This is a genomic window from Eubacterium oxidoreducens, from assembly GCF_900104415.1.
In the GTDB taxonomy this organism is placed as follows: domain Bacteria; phylum Bacillota; class Clostridia; order Lachnospirales; family Lachnospiraceae; genus Eubacterium_C; species Eubacterium_C oxidoreducens.
In genome coordinates this window covers 69909-85678 of sequence record NZ_FMXR01000015.1, presented here as the reverse complement: position 1 = coordinate 85678, position 15770 = coordinate 69909, and the positions used below count along the sequence as shown (strand labels likewise).

Genomic DNA, 15770 nt, shown 5'->3' with positions numbered 1-15770 from the left:
GATAAAATAATTCATTCTAAGATGTTTGTATAAATATGTGACTTTTGGTTCCCAATGGACCACAAGTTGGATAAGATTGATAAATGTACCAAGGCTTAACGCCTAAACATGCTTTTATCGCCTAAAACAAGAAAAAAATAGGTGGATAATCGCCTAGACCATTGATTATCGCCTAATATGTGATATAATTTAGGTGAAAAGGAGTGGCGCTATGCGAGAATTTAATTACGGTAAGTATAAAGATTACAAATGGGATAGTGAAATTTTAGGTTTAGTCTCAGGTATACATGAATATAGAGGACGTCAGGAGCTGTATTTAACTCAGAAACCAGCTGTTTTAGATAAGCTAGTTGAAGTGGCTAAGGTTCAAAGTACTGAGAGTTCAAATGCGATTGAGGGAATTTTTACTTCAAATACAAGATTGAAACAATTGATGCAGTCAAAAACTACGCCAAAGAATCGTGATGAAGAGGAGATTGCTGGCTATCGATTTGTATTGGATATGATTCATGAAAGTTATGAGTATATTCCAATTTCTTCAAATTATATTCTTCAGTTACACCAGAATCTTTATCGTTTTACCAACAGAAGTATAGGCGGTCATTTTAAAAACAGTGATAACCATATTATTGCCAGGGATGAAAATGGCATTGAACATGTTATATTTGAACCACTTAGTCCCTTAGAGACACCTATTGCTATTGATAGAATATGTGAAGAGTTTAATAGAGTGTCTGCTACCGAAGAAGTAGATACATTACTTTTGATACCGATATTCATTCATGATTTTCTATGTGTGCATCCTTTTAATGATGGTAATGGACGAATGAGTAGATTGTTGACAACATTGCTACTTTATAGAGCTGGTTATGTTGTGGGTAGATATGTATCTTTGGAAAAAAAGATAGCTGACTTAAAAGATTTGTATTATGACTCGCTTAACATGAGTCAAAATGGTTGGCATGAAGGAGAAGATGATCCGACTCCTTTTATCAAATATATACTAAAGACCATAATTGCAGCTTATAAAGATTTTGAGGAGCGAATTGAAATTATTGATATAAAGGAACCTGCAATTGAACAGGTAAGAGCTGCCGTTTATAAAAAAATAGGCAAGTTTACAAAAAGTGAAATAATGGAAATGTGCCCAAAGCTAGGGCGTGCATCGGTGGAAAACTCGTTAACAGCACTTGTAAATGAGGATGTGCTTGAACGTCGAGGACGTGGCAGGGGCACTTATTACGTAAGAAAAGATGCACTTGTTTGATTATTGAACTTATTTTAATTGGAAGTAAGTCACTTGTGGTCAGATGGACCAGAAGTTTTTTTCTAAATTTTAGGATACGCCAGTAGCAATTAAGGTCATAGGCATAGAAATATCTATTCCATCTGATGATCCGGTACGCCTGGTAAGTGCATTTGTGGAGGAAATGAATCTTTCTGATCTTTATGAGACTTATGACAGAATCAGAAAGAATCAGGTCACACCACGTCAGATGCTTAAGATTGTAATCTACGCAGCAATGAACAGAGTCTATTCAAGTCGTGATATTGAGTCTGCCTGCAAGAGAGACATTAATTTCATGTGCCTTTTGGACGGAGCATCTGCTCCTGATCATTCCACCATAGCAAGATTTATATCAATTTATCTTTCACAATGCGCTAAGCAGATCATGGCACAGGTCGGAACCATATTGCTCGAACTTGGCGAGATTTCAGGTGAGAATATCTTTATTGACGGAACCAAGATAGAGTCAGTTGCCAATAAATATACCTTTGTATGGAAGAAAGCTGTATTAAAAAACATGATAAAGCTGACTGAAAAGAAATCGCGCAGATATGTGGTTGTAATGTGCTTGATGCAAAAAAGATTATTGAGGTAACCGGATTTGAGTTTAAGCCAATGGATGCATTAGAAACCCGGGCATTAAAGAGAAAAATTGAAAGGATAGGAATCAGTTATTCTATATCTCCAGAGTTTCGGTGGCAATAATGGTATTTAGAAAACTCCCCTAGATCATAGTAATAAGCTTGATTTAGGGGATTGTTTTTCTTGAAAAGTGTCGTCTATGGGCGGCAATTTTTAGTATGCACCTTTATGCGTATCCTGTTACTTACTTTTTAAGTGAAGTAACGGAGTATCCGCACATTGTTGGCAATTCGCAGATTTTTGACAGAACGCAGTATTTATGGGGCTTCAGAGTTACGAAGCTTCGTTTCGGAATATCCGTGAAGGGGTAGTTTGAAATCATTATGAAATGAAGTGGTCCAACGAGTGGTCGCTAAGTGTTGGACAAGGTCGTTGAATAGCTGCGGAATGAACGGTTTTGATAAAAGAATATGAAGAACATACACCCAAATGAGAGAAAATCACATTTAGGCGTTGAAAAAGTGATGAAAATGAAATATACTACAAGTGAAAGAGAGGATACATACTATGCTAATTCAATTCAATTTTAAGAATTTCAGATCGTTTAGGGATGATGCTACACTTGATCTTTCGGCAGCAAAGATGTCTGAGTTTAATGATAGAGTGGTTAGTGTTAGCAATGAGAAAATACTTCCTGTTGCAGCGATTTATGGTGCTAATGCAAGTGGTAAGTCCAATGTATATAGTGCATTTGAGTATATGGTGGAGTATGTAGTTAATTCCTTGCATTATGGTGATGATCCTGTAAAGTTCGAGGAGAATCGACCAACACCGTTTTTGTTTGATAGTGTCTCAGAAGATGCTGAATCGAGTTTTGAAGTATATTTTACAGTACCTGGAGATAAGTCAGAGAAGAGTTATAATTATGGATTCTGTATTGGCAAGGAAGGTGTTACTGAAGAATGGTTGAACTATAAGGCAAAGACAGCCAGAGGCTATAAGACTATTTTTTATAGATCAGATGAAGAGAATGAATTGGATTTATCTGGATTACCAAAGTCTACCAGAAATAATATAGAAGTTGCATTGGATAAGCAGGTACTGATTGTTTCTTTAGGGGCAAAACTGAAAGTTGATAAGTGCAAGTTGGTTCGAGATTGGTTTTTGGCAAATGAGTTTGCTGATTTTGGAAATGCGTATACGAACTTCTTTTTATCCAGAAGACTTCCAAAGGGATTCGTAGAGGATAAGGCTATTCAACAGAAAGTTGTACAGTATTTTTCATCATTTGATGAGAATATTAAGGGGTTTAATGTGGAGGAAGTTCCTGCAGAGGGTGATTCAAAGGAACTTACATATAAAATTAATTCGATTCATAAGAAGATAGATTCAGATGAGATTGCAGAAATACCTTTAGGAATGGAATCGGCAGGAACATTAAAAATGTTTGCGCTATATCCTGAATTGCAAGAAGTACTGCAGAATGGAAGTGTTTATTTTATTGATGAATTAAATGCTCGTTTGCATCCGCTTCTTGTGAGAAACTTTATCCTTATATTCTTGAATCCTGAGGTAAATGTAAATCATGCTCAGTTGATTTTTACTACACATGATACATGGCAATTGTCTAACCAGCTTTTAAGGAGAGATGAAATATGGTTTACAGAAAAGGATACAGATGGTGTTTCAACTTTGTACTCTTTGGCTGACTTTATAAATGAAGATGGCACGAAGATCCGCAAGGATGAGAGTTATGAGAAGAACTATCTGCTCGGAAAGTATGGTGCTATTCCAACTCTTAAGACGATTGACATACTTAAGGAGGATTAAGGAATGGCGAAAAAAGATAGAACAGGAAATCGAAAAACTAGGGATCAACGTAGGAACACAAGGGTTCCAGAATTAGGGTATTATCTGATTGTTACTGATACAGAAGGAACAGAACGTTGTTATTTTGATGGTCTTCATTCAGAATTACCTAAAGAGATTCAAGATAAACTTGTAGTCAAAGTGGTAGAGACAAAAACAACGAGATTGATTGATAAGTGTATTGAATTTACGGCATATGATCCACAGTATAGAAAATCATGGATTGTTTTTGATAGAGATCAGGTCAAGGATTTTGATGAGATAATAGCGGAAGCCAAAAAGAAGGATATAAATGTTGGGTGGTCCAATCCATGTTTTGAAATTTGGATGCATGCTTACTATGGTTCGATGCCAAATATTCAGGAATCATGGACGTGTTGTGATAGATTTGGACAATTGTTTAAATCAAAGACCGGTTATAATTATGATAAAGCTGATAAAAGCTTATATCGGAGATTAGCTCAGACGGGTGATGAAATAAAAGCTTTGAAGATTGCGGAGCAGAAGTATAAGCAGTGTATTGATAATGGCTATACAAAACCTTCTGAGATGTGCCCATGTACTACGGTACATGATTTGGTGGGAGAAATTAAAGGGAAGATAACAGAATAGTAGTTTTCTGATAAGACAGGAGAAATCCTGTCTTCAGACCGTAGACAAACCCCTTGAAGGATTTTTGCATCCAACAAGGGGTTTCTTCTATTCTTGTTCTGTTTTTTCTTTTTAAATTGTTATTTTCCAAAAACAAGTTGAGATATCCCCAGTTTATGCCGGTTGTAATCCCCATTCATTCTTTATCTTTGCCAATTCTTGTTACCACCTTTATATGATTTTTGCTGGCAGTACACTGTTCTAAGAATTTGCATTTCTCACAGATATAACCGCAGCTTTTGTATTCTCTATAACCGTCTCTATTTGTGGTGCTGTAGTTTAATATCTGATTGTTTGGACAAAGGTAACAGTCATTGTATTCATCATAAACATACTCATATTTTTTGAAAAAACCAACTTTGGTCATTGGGCGTTTATAAGGAAAAACAGGTTTTTATTTTTTCAAACGCTCCCCTTATTTATATTTGTCTTAATTTTTAGAGCCGATATGAAGCCATTGAACAATTGCATCTAATATTACATCTTACACTATCTGTATTTTATCTAAGTCAGATGTCTAAACTCCCATAAATAGCATCATCTTCTTTTCATTTTCTTTAAAAGCAATATTCCAAAAAAAATAATGCAAGCAAGAGCTATAACAAGAAGTCCAATCGCTATACTTCTCCACATATTTGCTGGCCAAAGATAAATTGCTCCGCTCAAAAAAATCCTGCACCCAGTAATAATAATGGTTCTAAAACTCTTTTATTCCTTATCCCATATACAATAGAAAGCACCACAAAAACAGCCAAAACAATTATCAAACCAATAAAACTATTCATAATATGTCACCTCATATATTAACTAATTTACGGATGGTTCACACTCAACACCCCCTGTAAAAATATTAAATCTCAGAAATCCAATATTTCTAATATTGGTAAACGTAAACCCTTTTTTATTGTACATTAACCCAAAATTATGAGTCAAATCCTAAATTTGGTGTAAATTGCCTTAGGCATAATATATAATTGCTTCTATGGGGCAATTTGGGCTCAGGAAAGACCTATATGGCGGCTGCCATAGCCAATGCTTTATTGGAGCAAGAGAAGAAGGTTTTGATGACGGATTTTGCTAGAATCTCCAACATCTCAAAATTCGATGCAGAGGAATATGTGAAGTCGTTGGATTCATACTCACTTCTTGTTATCGATGATTTAGGAGCAGAGCAGGATTCTGAATTTGCTTTGCAGAATATTGGCAACGTGATTAAACGGAGATGAACTTCGGGAAAGTCTCCTCCGCATGCCGAGATGCCCTTTTGTTTTGTATGTGGAAAAGAAGAAGCTGGTAAAGCGTAAGGAGTTTGAAAGGTTTATCTCAGAAAATATTGAAATCTAAATGGATGCCTGATATCAGCGGATTTCAGGCATGTCAAAAAATGAAACAACATTGTAAAGAGCCTCTGATTAGTGTATAATATACAAGCTGATTTTGGGCTTCTTTAGTAGAAGAAAGTATACAATATCGGAATCACAATGAATCTATACGTACATATTACGGAAGATGAAAAACACAGAGAAATTGATTTAGTGGCTGACGCGTTAAAAGTGGTATAAAGCTTAATGCGAAATAAAAACCGATGGTGCCCGATGTGGTGCCCGGTCGAAATCGCAAATCGCGGAAACCCCATAAAATAAAGGATTTTTAAGGAGATATAAAACATTATGAAATTAGGCATTGTAGGTTTACCAAACGTTGGAAAAAGTACATTATTTAATTCGTTAACAAAAGCAGGAGCAGAAAGTGCAAATTATCCATTCTGCACAATTGATCCGAATGTCGGTGTAGTAGCGGTGCCGGATGAACGAATAAAAAAGTTGGGTGAATTATATCATACGAAGAAAGTGACACCGGCGGTGATCGAATTCGTTGATATTGCAGGACTGGTAAAAGGAGCAAGTCATGGAGAAGGACTGGGGAATCAGTTCCTTGCCAATATTCGGGAAGTAGATGCAATCGTGCATGTAGTAAGATGCTTTGAAGATGCCAATGTGGTGCACGTAGATGGAAGTATAGATCCGGGAAGAGATATTGAAACTATTAATCTGGAATTGATTTTCTCTGATGTTGAGATCCTTGAAAGAAGAATCGCAAAAGTAGCAAAGCAGGCACGTATGGATAAAACGCTTGCAAAAGAGCTGGAAATGCTTGAAGCTTTGAAGGCACATCTTGAAGAAGGAAAGATGGCACGTACTTTTGAAGTGCCGGAAGATGAAGATTTGCAAAAAGCATATAAGGAATACAATTTACTAACCGGTAAGAAGACAATCTATGCTGCCAATGTAGCGGAAGATGATTTGGCAAATGATGGAGCGGACAATGCCAATGTTGCTGCGGTGAGAAAAATTGCTAGTAGTGAAGGCAGTGAAGTGTTTGTAATCTGTGCGCAGATAGAACAGGAAATTTCAGAGCTTGATGACGATGAAAAAGCGATGTTCTTAGAAGATTTGGGGCTTAGTGAATCAGGACTTGATAAACTAATCAAAGCAAGTTATAAATTGCTTGGACTAATTTCGTTCCTCACAGCAGGTGAAGATGAGTGTCGGGCGTGGACGATTAAAGAAGGTACAAAGGCACCACAGGCAGCAGGTAAGATTCATACCGACTTCGAAAGAGGCTTTATCAAGGCAGAAGTAGTAAATTATCAAGATCTTCTTGATAACGGTTCGCTTGCGGCAGCAAGAGAAAAAGGAATCGTAGGAATGGAAGGAAAAGATTACGTTGTAAAAGATGGAGATGTAATTTTATTCCGATTTAATGTGTAAAAATACTTGCTATTTATAAGAAACTATGATAATATATCAATCTGTGAGACAAAAAACGCGATGGTCCTCTGTTACGAAGAGTATTAAGAACATCAACATATTTTAGGAGGTCACAAGATGAACGCACAAGAAATTATTAAAAACATTGAGCAGGCAGAATTAAAAGAAAACGCACCGGAATTTCGTGTAGGTGACACAGTACGTGTTCACAACCTGATTAAAGAAGGAAACCGCGAAAGAATTCAGGTTTTCGAAGGTGTTGTTCTTAAGAAACAGGGCGGAAGCAACCGTGAGACATTTACAGTACGTAAGTTCTCGAATGGTGTAGGTGTTGAAAAGACATGGCCACTTCATTCTCCATTTATTGAGAAGGTTGAGGTTGTTCGTCAAGGTAAGGTTAGAAGAGCTAAGCTTAATTACCTTAGAGACCGTGTTGGTAAGAGAGCTAAAGTTAAAGAACGTAAATAATTTATGTAAAAGGAGAGGTCATCGCATAGGCGGTGACCTTTTTTTGTGATATAATCGAAAAGAATATTTTGACCTGCTAAAGCTGGATCAGCAAGTAGGTAAAGAGATGGAGACAGATAAAAGATGATATTTCAAAGCAGAAGTGCGGGACCGAATTTTGGACGCCGTAAAAGAGAAATCAATACCGAACTGGTGAAAAAGGTTGCATCCTGGGTAGTAGAGATTGCAATAGTGGTGTTGATTGCATTTGCAATAGTATATTTTGTAGGAATGAAAAGTAGCGTAGTCGGATCATCCATGTCACCAACCCTAGAGGAAGGTGATAATGTCCTGATTAATCGAGTGATTTATAAGCTGTCTGAGCCGGAGGCGAATGATATTATTGTATTTATGCCAAATGGAAATGAAAAATCGCATTATTATATCAAACGCGTTATTGCGGTACCGGGAGATACTGTGCAGATTATAGACGGGACGGTCTATGTGAATGGCGAGGAATTTGAAGAAGAAATCGATGCAGAAGAAATCGAAAATGCACAGCTTGCAGAAGAAGAAATCGAGCTGGGAGAAGATGAATATTTCGTGCTTGGCGATAATCGAAATAACAGCGAAGATAGCCGATATGCCAATATTGGAAATGTAAAAGCAGAATATATTGTAGGTAAAGTCTGGTTTTGCACAGCAAAAGGCAGATTCGGATTTATGAATTAGGAGGTTACATATTATGAATTATCAGTGGTATCCGGGACATATGACGAAGGCAAAGCGCCAGATGCAAGAAGATATAAAACTGATTGATCTGATTATAGAAATTACGGATGCGCGAGTGCCGATGAGCTCACGCAATCCGGATATAGATGATATAGGAAGAAACAAGTCAAGACTTATTTTGTTAAATAAATCAGATCTAGCGGATCCTAAAGCAAATGAAAGTTGGATTCAATATTTTAAAGACCAAGGTTATCACGCGGTCGGAATTGATGCTAGAAATAAAAGTGGAATTAAGAAAGTTCAAAATACAATCCTAGAAGCTTGTAAGGAAAAGATTGAACGGGATAGGAAAAAAGGAATTAAAAATCGTCCTGTCAGGGCAATGGTTGTAGGAATTCCGAATGTTGGAAAGTCGACGTTTATTAATACCTATGCAGGAAAAGCAGCGACAAAGACAGGTAATAAACCGGGTGTGACAAAAGGAAAACAGTGGGTGCGTCTAAATAAAAGCGTGGAACTACTTGATACTCCGGGAATCTTGTGGCCGAAGTTTGAAGACCAGACGGTTGGAGAACGTTTGGCGATGATAGGATCTATCAAAGATGATATCCTCAATATAGAGGAATTGTCATTGGTGATGATTGATTATCTTCGGGAACATTATGCCGGAGCAATTGAACATCGTTACGAAGTATCCGTGGAAGGACGACATGTAGAAGTGCTAGAAAGAATCGCAAGGAAGCGAGGCTGTATCAAGCAAAATCAGGAAATTGATTATGCGAAGGCAGCGGCGCTTGTGATGGATGAATTTCGAAGTGGAAGACTAGGAAGAGTGACACTAGAATATCCGGATGGATGTGGAGAAGAAGATGCTTAAAATTGGAGAAATCAAAGATGTATTAAAATATACACCGGATGAAGAGCTGCCGGTATTTATAAAAGAGTATGAAACAGATGAAAGAGACGGCGTAAAAAAGCTTATTATGCAGGCGAGGAAGCGCTATGACAGGTTGTTAAAGGAAAAAGAGCGAATCTACCAATTGCAAGAATATGAACGTCGTTATGCGAATTGTGATTATATATGCGGAATAGATGAGGTTGGAAGAGGTCCATTTGCCGGACCGGTGGTTACGGCGGCGGTGATTCTTCCAAAAGACTGTGAGATATTGTACATCAATGACTCGAAGAAGCTTAGTGAAAAGCGTCGCGAGGAATTGTTTGAAGTAATTAAAGAAAAGGCGATTGCTTACAGTATCGGGATAAATACTGCTGAGCGGATTGATGAGATTAATATTTTACAGGCAACGCTCGAAGCAATGCGCAAAGCTATAAATTCTCTGGAAGTAAAACCCGATATATTATTAAACGATGCAGTTACAATTCCGGGAGTGGATATCAGGCAGGAAGCTATCATAAAAGGAGATGCCAAAAGCATTTCTATCGGTGCGGCTTCTATTATTGCAAAAGTAACAAGAGATCATATGATGGTAGAGTATGACAAGCTCTATCCGCAGTATCATTTTGCAGAAAATAAAGGATATGGAACAGAGGAACACAGAAAGGCACTAAGGGAATTTGGTCCTTGTCCGATCCACCGAAGAAGCTTTATACACAATTATGTGTAGGGGCATAATGGGGGACGATGATTATGTTGTTTTCAAAAGTCAATGCGTATCAAAGCAATCAGGCGGCCGGAACACAAGCGCCAACACAAATCAAAGTAGCGCAGACCAAGATGGCTTCAACATTAAAAGATATGAAGCCGGGGCAGGTGTTTGAAGGTACCGTTAATGAAGTCAAAAATGGACAGGTTAAGATTGCGCTCAGTAATGGACAGACGATCAGTGCGTCTTTAGGAACGAAGGTATCTATGAATGAAGGGGATACCATGTTTTTTCAGGTAAAGTCTACATCCGACAATGCTATCTATATTAAGCCATATACATCAGCGGCCGGACAAAATATTAATCCGATTTTGTATAAGGCGCTTGAAGCTGCGAATCTTGCAATCACGGAAAAGAATTTACAACTGGTTGATGCTATGATGCAAGAAGGTATGGGGATTGACAAGCAGTCTTTGGGGCGGATGTCGCAGGTGGTGTCCGGATTTAATACAAATGATATTACGTCACTTGTTCAGATGCAAAAATTGGGATTGGAGCTTACGGAAAGTAACTTCAACCAGTTTGTGAATTATAAAAATAATGAACAGGCATTTTTGACAGAGCTAAATACCTTAACGGGGCAACTTGCCAATGTGTATGAATCAGGCGAAAATACGCCGCAGCAAATCCTACAGCTAAACGATAGGATTGTCGGTATGCTAGAAGAAACACCGGTTACGCTTCAGCAAACAGTAGAATCTAATGCACAAGGACAAGCGACAGCGGCTTTGGATCCTAAAATACCGGCACAAGAAGACGGTTTGTCGCAGATGGCGCAAGGGGCTGCCTTGCAGGCTAGTGCAGATACAGAAGAGATGCTGCTGCAATCTGTTCCCGGAAATGAGCCGCAGCTGGCAAATGCACAAAGCACGCAGGGGCAAGGGACGCAGCCTGTGACCATTTTTTTAGAACAGCTCGTTTCGCAGACAGAGCAAGGGGAAGAAAATGCAGAGACTGCGCAAATGCAGCGAGGAAGCCTGGCATCTGCTGACGCAGAGGAAGTTGCAGTGCAGCAGAGTGTAACATATCAGCCGAATTCGGCAGGCGCAGTTCTTGGGCAACAGGGAATCCTTAATCTATCATCGCAAATGATGCAAGTGCCACAGCTTGCAGCTGATGGTAAATTGTTTCAGGGAAATGTTCTAAATCCGAATCTTACCAAGGAACAGGTTCTGCAAGAGATTGCCAATATTTTGGGCAATTCTAATCTGTCTGAGGAAGAGCAAATGCTTGCTAGGCAGCTGCTGTCGGGAAAAGAATATCAGACACTTTTGAATCATGCTTTGATGGACCAGTGGACTTTGACACCAAAGCTTGTGGCGGAAAAGCAGAATATTGAGGGACTCTATGAACGCTTGCAGCAGCAGATGGAGCAGATTTCAGAAGCGGTAAAACTGGTGCAAGGGGAAAGCGCAGATAAGGCCTTTGCCGGAGCGAAGAGTGTTATGAGCAATCTTGAATTTATGAACCAGGTTAATCAGCTGTATAATTATGTACAGATTCCGCTCAAGATGCTAAACCAGAATGTACATAGTGATTTGTTTGTATATACCAATAAAAGAAATCTGGCAGATCGCGAAGGTGATTTAAGCTGCCTTCTTCATTTGGATATGGAGAATTTAGGGCCTACCGATGTTTATGTGAAGATGCATGGTACAAGCGTCCATACGGACTTTTCGCTGGCGGATGATAAGTCCTATGAGCTGATTATGAATAACATTCATATACTAGAAAGCAGGCTGAATGATCTTGGCTATTCTTGTGAAGTGAATGTAAAAAACACACAGGAAAAACAAGATTTTGTAAAAGATTTTTTGGAACAAGAAGAGCGTGTTGGAACCATTAAACGATATTCGTTTGATATGAAAGCGTAGAATGATATGGCAAATCAGGAAGAAAAGAAGGAATCTAAAACAGCGGTAGCGCTTAAATATGAGCCGGGTGATGTGGCACCGAAGATCCTTGCAACAGGAAAAGGTGCCGTTGCGGATAAAATTATCGAAAAAGGCAAGGAGTCTGATGTGCCTTTTTATAAAGATGATAAATTGGCAGAGACATTGTCACATCTTGATATCGGGGATATGATTCCGCCGGAGCTGTATGAAGTGGTGGCGCAAATCCTTGTGTTTGTAAGCGACATGGATACGATTCGTCAAAAATTATAGAAATAGACAGGGGAAGAGAGTTATGGGGGAGAATCATCGTGCCGTGGGCACGCATATGGAACGCCTTGCAGAGCGTTATCTGGTAGCGCTTGGATATCGAATACTTGAGCGTAATTACCGGTGTAAGCTTGGCGAGATTGATTTAATAGGTCTAGAAAAGAAGATTTTGGCATTTATTGAAGTGAAATATCGAAGCAGTGGTTGTTATGGAGATCCGACCTGTGCCGTCAATTATAAGAAACGCAGAACAATTTGCCGGGTTGCGTCTTATTTTCGAATGACCCATCCGTGGCTGTCTTCTTATCAATGCCGTTTTGATATTGTGGCGATTACACCTTCGCAAATTGTGCTATATAGAAATGCATTTGAAAGCTGCTAGAAAGGAAAATTATGAAATACAAAAATCAAATAGAAATACCATATCTTACCGGCAGTAGTCTGCCGGTTTTAAAATATCCGATGCTAGAGGAGATTTCATGTATTCGGCATCTGTTTACAACGCGTATGGGAGGCGTTAGTGAAGATATTTATGAAAGTCTGAATCTGAGTTTTGACCGGGGGGATGAAAGAGAGCGGGTTTTGGAAAATTATCGCCGTGTAGCCGAGTATCTGGGAGTGCGGCTTGAGGATATCGTAACTTCAAAGCAGACACATACGACGAATGTGAGAGTGGTATCTCATGATGACGGCGGAGCTGGCATTGTAAACGAACGAACGTATGAGGATGTGGATGGGCTTGTTACAAATGAAAAGGGACTTGTTTTGGCAACTTTTTATGCAGATTGTGTACCGCTTTATTTTGTCGATCCGGTTCGGGAAGTGATTGCCCTTAGCCATTCTGGATGGAGAGGAACAGCGGGCAAGATTGGTAAAGTGACAATTGAGACGATGACAAAGGAGTTTCAGACCGATCCGTGTGACGTTATTTGCGCCATTGGACCTTCAATTTGTCAGGAATGTTATGAGGTTTCAAGGGAGGTTGCAATTCAGTTTCCGAAGGAGGTATCTTATCAAAAAGCAAATGGAAAATATCAGCTTGATTTATGGAGGGCCAATGAACTCGTGTTATTGGAGGCGGGGGTATTGCCGGAACATATTGAGACAACGAAGCTATGCACCTGTTGCAACCAGAAGGAATTGTTTTCGCATCGGGCCAGTCATGGAAGGCGTGGTAATTTGGGGGCGTTTTTGATGCTGGTGTAAGAAAAAAATCTATTTTCGTAGGAAAAATGTTACAAATTTTCTAAAAAATGTAACAAAAATTTAAGTTGTATCAGATAACTTAAAGGGTATAATAAAAGTAGAACATATCGTGATGCTTGATTCTAAAAGAAGGGAGATGGAATCTATGAGGAAGACATTTAAGAAGATGATAGCAGTGATAGCACTTGGTCTGGTTGTATCATTGGTGGCACCAACAGCATTCCATACGATTGCGGGTCCGGTAAAAGTAGAAGCCGCAACAAAGAAATCAAGTAAGGAAGCGATATATTTTGGTGAATTATATGGGGATTATGCAAATGCGCGAGGATATAAGGAACCGACGATCGCAAAGGTCACAATGACAAAGGCATCCGTTACAATTAAGGGAAGTCTTATGGTGAATGGAGATTATAATAATGTGATTTCGAATTCAACGCGCACCTTCAAGCTTGCAAAAAAGTGTAAATATTATATTTATGGAATTGATGGTGAGAAGAAGATTACCAAAAAGAAATTTATGAAATTAGTGAAATGTTATAATGGATTGGGAATCTCCGTATATAAGAATAAGAGTGGTAAGATCTATCGGATGGATATCAGTTCTTAGCTTAAGGGTTGGCAATAGCCGAGCAAAAGCACGGTTATGACATATAAAAAATACTCCAAAAAAAGAATGTCGAGGCGTTTGTCTCGACATTCTTTTTTGAAAGATATTTATGCGTTTTCTTCTTCATCTTCTTCAACGGTATATACCTGACGTTTTCTTGCCATCTCATCATTTTCGAGATATTCGTCATAAGTTGTAGTCTTATCAACGGTGGTTCCGTCAGGAAGAATTTCGATGATTCGATTGGCAGTTGTCTGGACGACCTGATGGTCACGGGAAGCAAATAAGATAACGCCCGGGAACTTAATCATGCCGTTATTGAGTGCGGTAATCGATTCCATATCCAAGTGGTCAGTCGGTTCATCGAAGATTAATACGTTAGAGTTTTCAATCATCATACGAGAAAGAAGAACTCTGACTTTTTCTCCACCGGATAAGACGCGCATCTTCTTGACGCCGGCATCTCCAGGGAAAAGCATACGACCAAGGAAACCTCTTACATAGGTAGCATCTTTTATTTCCGAAAACTGTGTCAACCAATCTGCAATCTGTAAATCTGTATCAAAGATTGTAGTATTGTCTTTAGGAAAGTAAGATTGAGATGTGGTAACACCCCATTTGTAAGTACCTTCATCCGGTTCGAGTTCACCGGCAAGAATCTGGAAGAGAACAGTTTTCGCTCTTTCGTTACCGCCGACAAAAGCAATCTTGTCATCATGACCAACGATGAAAGAGATATTATTTAAAATCTTTTCGCCATCAATAGTCTTGGATAAACCTTCTACTTCAAGGACTTCATTTCCAATCTCGCGTTCCGGTCTAAAGTCGATATAAGGATATTTTCTTGAAGATGGCTTGATTTCGTCAAGTTCAATCTTTTCAAGAGCCTTCTTACGAGAAGTTGCCTGCTTGGACTTAGAAGCATTAGCAGAGAAACGGGAGATGAATTCCTGCAATTCTTTGATTTTTTCTTCTTTCTTTTTGTTGGCTTCTTTCATCTGCTTGATTAGAAGCTGGCTGGATTCGTACCAGAAATCATAGTTTCCGGCATACAGCTGAATCTTGCCATAATCAATATCTGCAATATGTGTGCATACTTTATTTAAGAAGTAACGGTCATGAGATACAACAATAACCGTATTTTCAAAATTGATCAAAAACTCTTCAAGCCAACCGATTGCATCTAGGTCTAAGTTATTGGTAGGCTCGTCTAAAAGAAGAATGTCAGGATTGCCGAACAAAGCCTGTGCAAGCAGAACCTTAACCTTTAAAGAACCATTCAAATCACCCATGATAGAGTAGTGCTCTTCGGTAGGGATACCAAGACCATTTAATAAGGTGGCAGCATCAGATTCTGCATTCCAACCATCCATTTCGGCGAATTCAGCTTCGAGTTCACTAGCGCGGATACCATCTTCGTCAGAGAAGTCTTCCTTCATATAAATAGCATCCTTTTCTTTCATGATTTCATACAGACGTTGATTTCCCATGATGACAGTATCCAGAACAGGATATTCATCATATTTAAAGTGATCTTGTTGTAAGAAAGAAAGACGCTGTCCCGGTGTAATGGTAACATCTCCGCTAGAAGGTTCAAGCTGTCCGTTTAAAATCTTTAAGAACGTAGATTTACCGGCACCGTTAGCACCGATGAGTCCATAGCAGTTGCCTTCTGTAAATTTGATATTAACATCTTCGAATAAAGCTTTCTTGCCGATTCGAAGCGTGACATTGTTTGCACTAATCATATTGAAAAACCTTTCTTTATAATAATGTACTTGTAAGCACTGC

The 15770-nt window shown here is 38.8% G+C and carries 17 protein-coding genes and 1 pseudogene; 15 read left to right on the top strand and 3 right to left on the bottom strand.

The features are described 5' to 3' along the window. Window positions 1–211: 211 nt before the first annotated feature. From BLS20_RS10435 to BLS20_RS10420, 4 genes are all read left to right on the top strand, one after another. Window positions 212–1267, top strand: a complete 1056-nt coding sequence (locus BLS20_RS10435; RefSeq protein WP_090174315.1) for a Fic family protein — start codon at window positions 212–214, stop codon at window positions 1265–1267. Between the two features lie 88 nt (window positions 1268–1355). Further along, window positions 1356–1883 (top strand): transposase, encoded by a 528-nt coding sequence (locus tag BLS20_RS10430; protein ID WP_479723612.1) that lies wholly within the window; start codon window positions 1356–1358, stop codon window positions 1881–1883. A 554-nt stretch (window positions 1884–2437) separates the two neighbouring features. Further along, window positions 2438–3700, top strand: a complete 1263-nt coding sequence (locus tag BLS20_RS10425; RefSeq protein WP_090174314.1) for an AAA family ATPase — start codon at window positions 2438–2440, stop codon at window positions 3698–3700. A 3-nt stretch (window positions 3701–3703) separates the two neighbouring features. Continuing rightward, on the top strand, window positions 3704–4351 hold the full coding sequence (locus BLS20_RS10420) for an RloB family protein (protein WP_090174313.1): 648 nt from the start codon (window positions 3704–3706) through the stop codon (window positions 4349–4351). A gap of 196 nt (window positions 4352–4547) precedes the next feature. Here BLS20_RS10420 and BLS20_RS10415 read toward each other — a convergent pair. Both BLS20_RS10415 and BLS20_RS14035 read right to left on the bottom strand, forming a co-directional pair. After that, window positions 4548–4784: pseudogene (locus BLS20_RS10415) on the bottom strand (transposase); the annotation flags it as partial. Between the two features lie 268 nt (window positions 4785–5052). Next, window positions 5053–5175, bottom strand: a complete 123-nt coding sequence (locus tag BLS20_RS14035) for a hypothetical protein (RefSeq protein WP_278286167.1) — start codon at window positions 5173–5175, stop codon at window positions 5053–5055. A gap of 189 nt (window positions 5176–5364) precedes the next feature. Here BLS20_RS14035 and BLS20_RS10410 point away from each other — a divergent pair, with 189 nt between their 5' ends. The 11 genes from BLS20_RS10410 (at window position 5365) to BLS20_RS10355 (ending at window position 13979) form a co-directional block, all read left to right on the top strand. Then, window positions 5365–5616 carry a nucleotide-binding protein gene (locus tag BLS20_RS10410; RefSeq protein WP_278286166.1) on the top strand — a complete coding sequence of 84 codons (252 nt, stop codon included), beginning with the start codon at window positions 5365–5367 and terminating at the stop codon, window positions 5614–5616. Between the two features lie 444 nt (window positions 5617–6060). Beyond that, entirely contained in the window at window positions 6061–7161 is a 1101-nt protein-coding gene (gene ychF, locus BLS20_RS10400) for a redox-regulated ATPase YchF (RefSeq protein WP_090174311.1), read from the top strand. Window positions 7162–7278: 117 nt separating this feature from the next. Then, window positions 7279–7629, top strand: a complete 351-nt coding sequence (rplS, locus tag BLS20_RS10395) for a 50S ribosomal protein L19 (RefSeq protein ID WP_090174310.1) — start codon at window positions 7279–7281, stop codon at window positions 7627–7629. 123 nt (window positions 7630–7752) lie between these two features. Next, on the top strand, window positions 7753–8340 hold the full coding sequence (gene lepB / locus BLS20_RS10390) for a signal peptidase I (protein WP_090174309.1): 588 nt from the start codon (window positions 7753–7755) through the stop codon (window positions 8338–8340). A gap of 13 nt (window positions 8341–8353) precedes the next feature. Next, window positions 8354–9217: a ribosome biogenesis GTPase YlqF gene (ylqF, locus tag BLS20_RS10385; RefSeq protein ID WP_090174308.1), complete on the top strand. Its 864-nt coding sequence runs from the start codon at window positions 8354–8356 to the stop codon at window positions 9215–9217. After that, entirely contained in the window at window positions 9210–9965 is a 756-nt protein-coding gene (locus tag BLS20_RS10380; protein WP_090174331.1) for a ribonuclease HII, read from the top strand. Before ylqF ends, BLS20_RS10380 begins: the two co-directional genes overlap by 8 nt. A 23-nt stretch (window positions 9966–9988) precedes the next feature. Further along, window positions 9989–11878 (top strand): flagellar hook-length control protein FliK, encoded by a 1890-nt coding sequence (locus tag BLS20_RS10375; protein ID WP_176762372.1) that lies wholly within the window; start codon window positions 9989–9991, stop codon window positions 11876–11878. Between the two features lie 6 nt (window positions 11879–11884). After that, window positions 11885–12169: an EscU/YscU/HrcU family type III secretion system export apparatus switch protein gene (locus tag BLS20_RS10370; protein ID WP_090174306.1), complete on the top strand. Its 285-nt coding sequence runs from the start codon at window positions 11885–11887 to the stop codon at window positions 12167–12169. Between the two features lie 22 nt (window positions 12170–12191). After that, window positions 12192–12548, top strand: coding sequence for a YraN family protein (locus tag BLS20_RS10365; RefSeq protein WP_090174305.1), 357 nt, complete (start codon window positions 12192–12194; stop codon window positions 12546–12548). A gap of 11 nt (window positions 12549–12559) precedes the next feature. Next, window positions 12560–13372, top strand: a complete 813-nt coding sequence (pgeF, locus tag BLS20_RS10360) for a peptidoglycan editing factor PgeF (RefSeq protein ID WP_090174304.1) — start codon at window positions 12560–12562, stop codon at window positions 13370–13372. A gap of 145 nt (window positions 13373–13517) precedes the next feature. After that, window positions 13518–13979: a hypothetical protein gene (locus BLS20_RS10355; RefSeq protein WP_090174303.1), complete on the top strand. Its 462-nt coding sequence runs from the start codon at window positions 13518–13520 to the stop codon at window positions 13977–13979. A gap of 107 nt (window positions 13980–14086) precedes the next feature. Here BLS20_RS10355 and BLS20_RS10350 read toward each other — a convergent pair whose 3' ends face one another. Beyond that, the gene (locus BLS20_RS10350; RefSeq protein WP_090174302.1) at window positions 14087–15727 is read right to left on the bottom strand and encodes an ABC-F family ATP-binding cassette domain-containing protein; all 1641 of its coding nucleotides are present in this window, start codon (window positions 15725–15727) and stop codon (window positions 14087–14089) included. Window positions 15728–15770: the final 43 nt, after the last annotated feature.

What these genes read in the sequence shown, in the direction of transcription:
- BLS20_RS10355 (WP_090174303.1), top strand. Translation starts at nt 13,518, where the DNA reads ATGAGGAAGACATTTAAGAAGATGATAGCAGTGATAGCACTTGGTCTG.
- pgeF (WP_090174304.1), top strand. Translation starts at nt 12,560, where the DNA reads ATGAAATACAAAAATCAAATAGAAATACCATATCTTACCGGCAGTAGT.
- BLS20_RS10365 (WP_090174305.1), top strand. Translation starts at nt 12,192, where the DNA reads ATGGGGGAGAATCATCGTGCCGTGGGCACGCATATGGAACGCCTTGCA.
- BLS20_RS10350 (WP_090174302.1), bottom strand. Translation starts at nt 15,727, where the DNA reads ATGATTAGTGCAAACAATGTCACGCTTCGAATCGGCAAGAAAGCTTTA.
- ylqF (WP_090174308.1), top strand. Translation starts at nt 8,354, where the DNA reads ATGAATTATCAGTGGTATCCGGGACATATGACGAAGGCAAAGCGCCAG.
- BLS20_RS10375 (WP_176762372.1), top strand. Translation starts at nt 9,989, where the DNA reads ATGTTGTTTTCAAAAGTCAATGCGTATCAAAGCAATCAGGCGGCCGGA.
- BLS20_RS10425 (WP_090174314.1), top strand. Translation starts at nt 2,438, where the DNA reads ATGCTAATTCAATTCAATTTTAAGAATTTCAGATCGTTTAGGGATGAT.
- BLS20_RS10380 (WP_090174331.1), top strand. Translation starts at nt 9,210, where the DNA reads ATGCTTAAAATTGGAGAAATCAAAGATGTATTAAAATATACACCGGAT.
- BLS20_RS14035 (WP_278286167.1), bottom strand. Translation starts at nt 5,175, where the DNA reads ATGAATAGTTTTATTGGTTTGATAATTGTTTTGGCTGTTTTTGTGGTG.
- rplS (WP_090174310.1), top strand. Translation starts at nt 7,279, where the DNA reads ATGAACGCACAAGAAATTATTAAAAACATTGAGCAGGCAGAATTAAAA.
- BLS20_RS10420 (WP_090174313.1), top strand. Translation starts at nt 3,704, where the DNA reads ATGGCGAAAAAAGATAGAACAGGAAATCGAAAAACTAGGGATCAACGT.
- ychF (WP_090174311.1), top strand. Translation starts at nt 6,061, where the DNA reads ATGAAATTAGGCATTGTAGGTTTACCAAACGTTGGAAAAAGTACATTA.
- BLS20_RS10370 (WP_090174306.1), top strand. Translation starts at nt 11,885, where the DNA reads ATGGCAAATCAGGAAGAAAAGAAGGAATCTAAAACAGCGGTAGCGCTT.
- lepB (WP_090174309.1), top strand. Translation starts at nt 7,753, where the DNA reads ATGATATTTCAAAGCAGAAGTGCGGGACCGAATTTTGGACGCCGTAAA.
- BLS20_RS10435 (WP_090174315.1), top strand. Translation starts at nt 212, where the DNA reads ATGCGAGAATTTAATTACGGTAAGTATAAAGATTACAAATGGGATAGT.